This is a genomic window from Streptomyces sp. MK37H (assembly GCF_018035285.1).
Classification (GTDB): Bacteria; Actinomycetota; Actinomycetes; order Streptomycetales; family Streptomycetaceae; genus Streptomyces; species Streptomyces endocoffeicus.
The window spans coordinates 1-4,899 of the sequence record NZ_JAAAYH010000551.1 but is presented as its reverse complement, the minus strand read 5'-3'; the positions used below and the strand labels follow the sequence as shown (position 1 = coordinate 4,899).

Below are 4,899 nucleotides of genomic sequence, written 5' to 3'. Positions count from 1 at the left end.
GTTCCGCCCCAGACCCCGCTCCTCAATCGCCGGAGGGGCTGGAAGGCATGGGCTTCGGGGCGATCAGGGCGAACGGCGCCCCCTGCGGATCCTTCACCAGCGACATCCGGCCCGCGACCATGTCGTACGGCGGGCGGAGGACCGTGCCGCCCTCGGCGGACACTTTGGCCGAAATGCGATCGGTGTCCTCGACGGCGAAGTAGACCAGCCAGTGCGGGGGCACCTCCGGTGGCATCCCCTCCCGCAGCGGCTGGAGCCCGCCGACCGTGCGGCCGTCGACGGAGAGCGCGAAATAGCCCTCGGCGCCCTCGCCCTCCATGGGGGTCGACTCCACGCCCAGCGCCTCCGCGTAGAAGGCCGAAGCCGCCTCCCGGTCGGTGGTGTTGAGTTCGTTCCAGATCAGCGTCCCCGGCTCGTTGACGAGGCCCGCGCCGGCGAAGCCGAGCGGCTGCCAGACGCCGAAGACGGCTCCCAGCGGGTCGGCCGCCACCAGCATCCGCCCGAGGTCCATCACCTCCATGACCGGCATCAGCACAGTGCCTCCGGCCCGGCTGATGGACTCCGAGGTGGCCTGGGCGTCGGCGGAGCAGAAGTAGGTGGTCCAGACGGTCGGCGGCGGGGCCTCCTCACCCACCGACTGCGCGGACATCACCCCCGCGACGGGCTTGCCCCTCAGGGAACAGGTCGCATAGCCGCCGGTCTCCGGAGGGCCGACCTCTCCCTCCCAGCCGAACAGCCCGGAGTAGAAGTCCAGGGCGGCCTGTTGGTCGGGGACCATCAGATCGATCCAGCAGGGCGTTCCGGGCTGATAGGACGTGACTTCGGGCATGGGGCCGCCTCCGTATCGCCATTTCCGGCCATGCGCGGCCGGTACGGGATGCCCCCATGGCCCATTCTCCTCCGGCGGGGCGGTCACGCCACTCGGCGCGGACCGCTACGGCGCGCACCGGTTCGTCGACGGGCCGTGAACACGGCTTCCCGGTCGCGGCGAACCGCCGGACCCGGCCGCCGCACAAAGCCGGGCGGCGGCCGGCCCGAAGGCCGACCGCCGCCCGGCGGTGGTGAGGAGAGGGGGCGTCAGGCGCTGCCGACGGCGCTTCCGGCCACCCACTGGCTCCAGTCCATGTTCCATCCGTTGAGGCCGTTGTCCGGCTGGACGGTCTTGTCCTTGGAGTTCTTCACGATGACGACGTCACCGACCTGGGAGTTGTCGTAGAACCAGGCGCCGTCCGTGTTGGGGTCGCCCGCGCCCTTGGTGTCCGACAGACCGACACAGCCGTGGCTGGTGTTGACGTTGCCGAAGATGGACTTGGCGCCCCAGTAGTTGCCGTGGATGAAGGTGCCCGAGGTGGACAGCCGCATCGCGTGGGGCACGTCCTTGATGTCGTACTCGCCCTTGCCGTCGTCGTCCGTGAAGCCGACCGTCGCACCGTTCATCCGGGTCTCCTTGAACTTCTCGGAGATCACCATCTGACCGTTGTAGGTCGTGTTCTCGGGGCTGCCGGCCGAGATCTTGATGGTCTTGAGCAGCTTGCCGTCGCGGACGACCTTCATCTCCTTGGTCGCGGCGTCCACCGTGGAGACCTGGGAGCGGCCGATCTTGAAGTTGACCGTCTTCTCCTGGACGCCCTTGACACCGGGCGACGCCTCGACGCCATCCAGGTCCAGCTTCAGGGAGACGGTCGAGCCCGCCTTCCAGTAGTCCTTCGGGCGCAGGTCGAGCCGGTCGCCGCCGAACCAGTGGCCGACCACCTGCTGGCCGCTGCTGGAGGTGACCTTGATGTGGGACTCGACGTCCTTCTTGTTGGTCACCGCCTTGTCGAACCGGATGGACACCGGCATGCCCACGCCGACCGTGGAGCCGTCCTCCGGCGTGAAGTTGCCGATGAAGCTGTTGGAGGGCGAGACGGTGGTGAAGGACGAATTCTCGGTCGCCTTACGGCCCTTGGAGTCCTCGGCGGACGCCTTGATCTTGTACTGGGTGGCCCGCTCCAGCTGCCCGCTCGGCTTCCAGGACGTCTTGTCGGGCGATATGGTCCCGGCCACGGTGTTGCCGGTCGCCGCGGACGTCATCGTGACGGAGGTGAGCTTTCCCTCGCTCACCGTGACCTTGGTGTCACTGTTGATGCCCGCGTTCGTCGCACCGGCCTTCGGCGTGATCTTGATGTGGGCGTCCGACGCGTCCTTGGCCGCCGCCTCGTCGACCTGCGACTGCGACTTGTTCCCGTCGTTCTTGGCGTCGTCGCCGCCGCCATCCCCGCCGCACGCGGCGAGAGTGAGTACGCCGCCGAGCACGGCGGCCACGGCCACCAGCCCCTTACGGCGCTTGCCGTCCGTCATCACACGCTTCTCCATTTGACCTGGATCTTGATCTGGACCCCAGAAACCCCGGACCTGCCCGATAAGAACGCCTGTACCTTTTGGTCGGTTCCACGCACAGTAAAACTGTGCGCAAGGCCACTTAGCAAAGGCGCCAGTCAAGCGTAAGACCCGCCGCCACCCGGACCCGCACGGCTCAGCCGACTTCGTCGCCCGGAATGCGACTCTCCGGGCTCAATCGTCCTCGTCCAGGCCGGGGAAGGCCCCGGACCACTCGACGGCGCGAGGATCGTAGTCGACGTGCTCGCTGCTCCAGGACGCCTGCGCCAGTTCGACCCCCGGCACCTCCTCCACCAGCTCGAACGGCTCGACCAGATAAGCCAGCGCCTCGGCCTCGTCCGACTCCACCATGCGGCGTGCGTGGCCCCGTTCCTCCGCGGCCATGGACTCATCGCCGTCGATCCGCTCGTACGCCGCGCGCCGCAGCCGGTCCGCGTCGTTGATCTCGACTACGAGCTCCACACGAAGCCGGACAAACCGTGATGTCTCGGTACTCGTCATGCGACGGAGGTTAGGGGGCCGACCCGTCTCGCTTCCGCACGACCCGCAGTTGTCACTACGATCGGCGCACGGGGTCAATTTGCCGCAGCCTCAAGGAGGATGCCGTTGAACGCACGCCGACCGCTGCTGACCGCCGCCGCTGCCGGTTCGCTGCTGTGCGCCCTGTGGTTCGTCCCGTCCGCCAACGCCACGGTGGAGGACCCGGGATCGTCATCGGCGTCCTCGCGGACCTCCGAGGGCTCGTCCGGGTCCGGACCCAGGACCGAGGCCGTGCCCGACGGGGATCTGGCCGATACCGGCAGTGTGGACGTCACCCCGTATCTCTTCGGCGGCACGGCCTTCCTGGGGCTGGGTGTGGCGATGGTGACCGCCTCCGTGCGGCGCACCCGCCCGGAGGCGTACTAGCCCCTTGGCTGGGGGCACATTGGGGGCGGGCCCCCGGCCCGGTTCAGTCCACCCGGTTCAGTCCAGGGGGCCGGTCACCGACTCCACGGCCTCGATCAGCTCTCCGGATCGTACGAACGCGTCCGCCGCCGCCAAGTCGGGCGCCAGATAGCGGTCCTCGCCCGGCCCCTCGACGCCCGCCCGGCGCACCGCCGCCAGCACCGCCCGGCTCGCGGGCGCGGGCTCAAGACCCTGGCGCAGCTCGATGCCCCGGGTGGCGGCGACCAGCTCGACGGCCAGGACGCGGGCCAGGCTGTCCACCGCCGTACGCAGCTTGCGCGCCGCCGACCAGCCCATCGAGACATGGTCCTCCTGCATGGCGGAGGACGGGATGGAGTCGACCGAGGCAGGCACCGCGAGCCGCTTCATCTCGCTCACCAGCGCGGCCTGGGTGTACTGGGCGATCATCAGCCCCGAGTCCACGCCCGGGTCACCGGCCAGGAAGGGCGGCAGGCCGTGGGAGCGGTTCTTGTCCAGCAGCCGGTCGGTGCGTCGCTCGGCGATCGAGGCGAGGTCGGCGGCCGCGACGGCCAGGAAGTCCAATACGTACGCGACGGGCGCGCCGTGGAAGTTGCCGTTGGACTCCACCCGCCCGTCCGGCAGCACCACGGGGTTGTCCACGGCGGAGGCCAGCTCGCGCTCGGCGACCAGCCGGGCGTGCGCGAGGGTGTCCCGGCCGGCGCCCGCGACCTGCGGGGCGCAGCGGATCGAGTACGCGTCCTGGACGCGCGGCGCATCGTCCTGGTGGTGCCCGGTGAGCCCCGAACCCGCCAGCACCCGCAGCATGTTGGCGGCGCTGGCCGCCTGCCCCGGGTGGGGGCGGATGGCGTGCAGCTCGGGCGCGAGGACGCGGTCCGTGCCGAGCAGCGCCTCCAGCGAGAGGGCGGCGGTCACGTCGGCGACGGTGAAGAGCCGGGCGAGGTCGGCGCAGGCCATGATCAGCATGCCGAGCATGCCGTCCGTGCCGTTGAGCAGCGCGAGCCCCTCCTTCTCGCGGAGCTCGACCGGCTCGATGCCGTGCTCGGCCAGCAGCTCGGCGGCGGGCCGCACGGTCTTGTCGGGGCCCCCGGCCTCGCCCTCGCCCATGAGCGCCAGCGCGCAGTGGGACAGTGGCGCCAGGTCGCCGGAGCAGCCCAGCGAGCCGTATTCGTGCACGACGGGGGTGATGCCCGCGTTGAGGAGCGCGGCCATCGTCTGGACCACGACGGGCCGGACGCCGGTGCGGCCGGACGCGAGCGTCTTCAGCCGCAGGAACATCAGCGCCCGCACCACCTCGCGCTCCACCCGCGGGCCCATGCCGGCGGCGTGCGAGCGCACGATGTTGCGCTGGAGCTGTGCGCGCAGCTCGGGGCTGATGTGGCGCACGGCCAGCGCGCCGAATCCGGTGGAGACGCCGTAGACGGGCTCGGGCTTGGCCGCGAGGTCGTCGATCACCTGCCGCGCCGAGGAGACGGCGTCGAGCGCCGCCTCCGAGATCTCGATGCGGGCGGTGCCGCGGGCTACGGCGATGACATCGTCGGCGGTCGTTCCGGACGTCCCCACCACCACAGTGTGCATATCCATATTCAGGAACCC

The 4,899-nt window shown here is 70.3% G+C and carries 5 protein-coding genes; 1 reads left to right on the top strand and 4 read right to left on the bottom strand.

Annotated features, from left to right (window positions below; all coding sequences use genetic code 11):
* Positions 1 to 22: 22 nt before the first annotated feature.
* The 3 genes from GWI24_RS40310 to GWI24_RS40300 form a co-directional block, all read right to left on the bottom strand.
* Positions 23 to 829: a VOC family protein gene (locus GWI24_RS40310; RefSeq protein ID WP_210950985.1), complete on the bottom strand. Its 807-nt coding sequence runs from the start codon at positions 827 to 829 to the stop codon at positions 23 to 25.
* Between the two features lie 248 nt (positions 830 to 1,077).
* Positions 1,078 to 2,355 carry an Ig-like domain-containing protein gene (locus GWI24_RS40305; protein WP_210950984.1) on the bottom strand — a complete coding sequence of 426 codons (1,278 nt, stop codon included), beginning with the start codon at positions 2,353 to 2,355 and terminating at the stop codon, positions 1,078 to 1,080.
* Positions 2,356 to 2,553: 198 nt separating this feature from the next.
* A complete protein-coding gene (locus tag GWI24_RS40300) occupies positions 2,554 to 2,880 on the bottom strand; it encodes a hypothetical protein (RefSeq protein ID WP_210950983.1) in 327 nt (108 codons plus the stop codon).
* Between the two features lie 99 nt (positions 2,881 to 2,979).
* Here GWI24_RS40300 and GWI24_RS40295 point away from each other — a divergent pair, with 99 nt between their 5' ends.
* On the top strand, positions 2,980 to 3,285 hold the full coding sequence (locus tag GWI24_RS40295; protein WP_210950982.1) for a hypothetical protein: 306 nt from the start codon (positions 2,980 to 2,982) through the stop codon (positions 3,283 to 3,285).
* Between the two features lie 57 nt (positions 3,286 to 3,342).
* On the opposite strand, the gene hutH is transcribed toward GWI24_RS40295, so the two are convergent.
* Positions 3,343 to 4,887, bottom strand: a complete 1,545-nt coding sequence (gene hutH / locus GWI24_RS40290) for a histidine ammonia-lyase (protein WP_210950986.1) — start codon at positions 4,885 to 4,887, stop codon at positions 3,343 to 3,345.
* Positions 4,888 to 4,899 lie beyond the last annotated feature (12 nt).

Excerpts from the sequence above, each read along its gene's own strand:
- GWI24_RS40310 (WP_210950985.1), bottom strand. The coding sequence starts at position 829 with ATGCCCGAAGTCACGTCCTATCAGCCCGGAACGCCCTGCTGGATCGAT.
- GWI24_RS40305 (WP_210950984.1), bottom strand. The coding sequence starts at position 2,355 with ATGGAGAAGCGTGTGATGACGGACGGCAAGCGCCGTAAGGGGCTGGTG.
- GWI24_RS40300 (WP_210950983.1), bottom strand. The coding sequence starts at position 2,880 with ATGACGAGTACCGAGACATCACGGTTTGTCCGGCTTCGTGTGGAGCTC.
- GWI24_RS40295 (WP_210950982.1), top strand. The coding sequence starts at position 2,980 with ATGCCGTTGAACGCACGCCGACCGCTGCTGACCGCCGCCGCTGCCGGT.
- hutH (WP_210950986.1), bottom strand. The coding sequence starts at position 4,887 with ATGGATATGCACACTGTGGTGGTGGGGACGTCCGGAACGACCGCCGAC.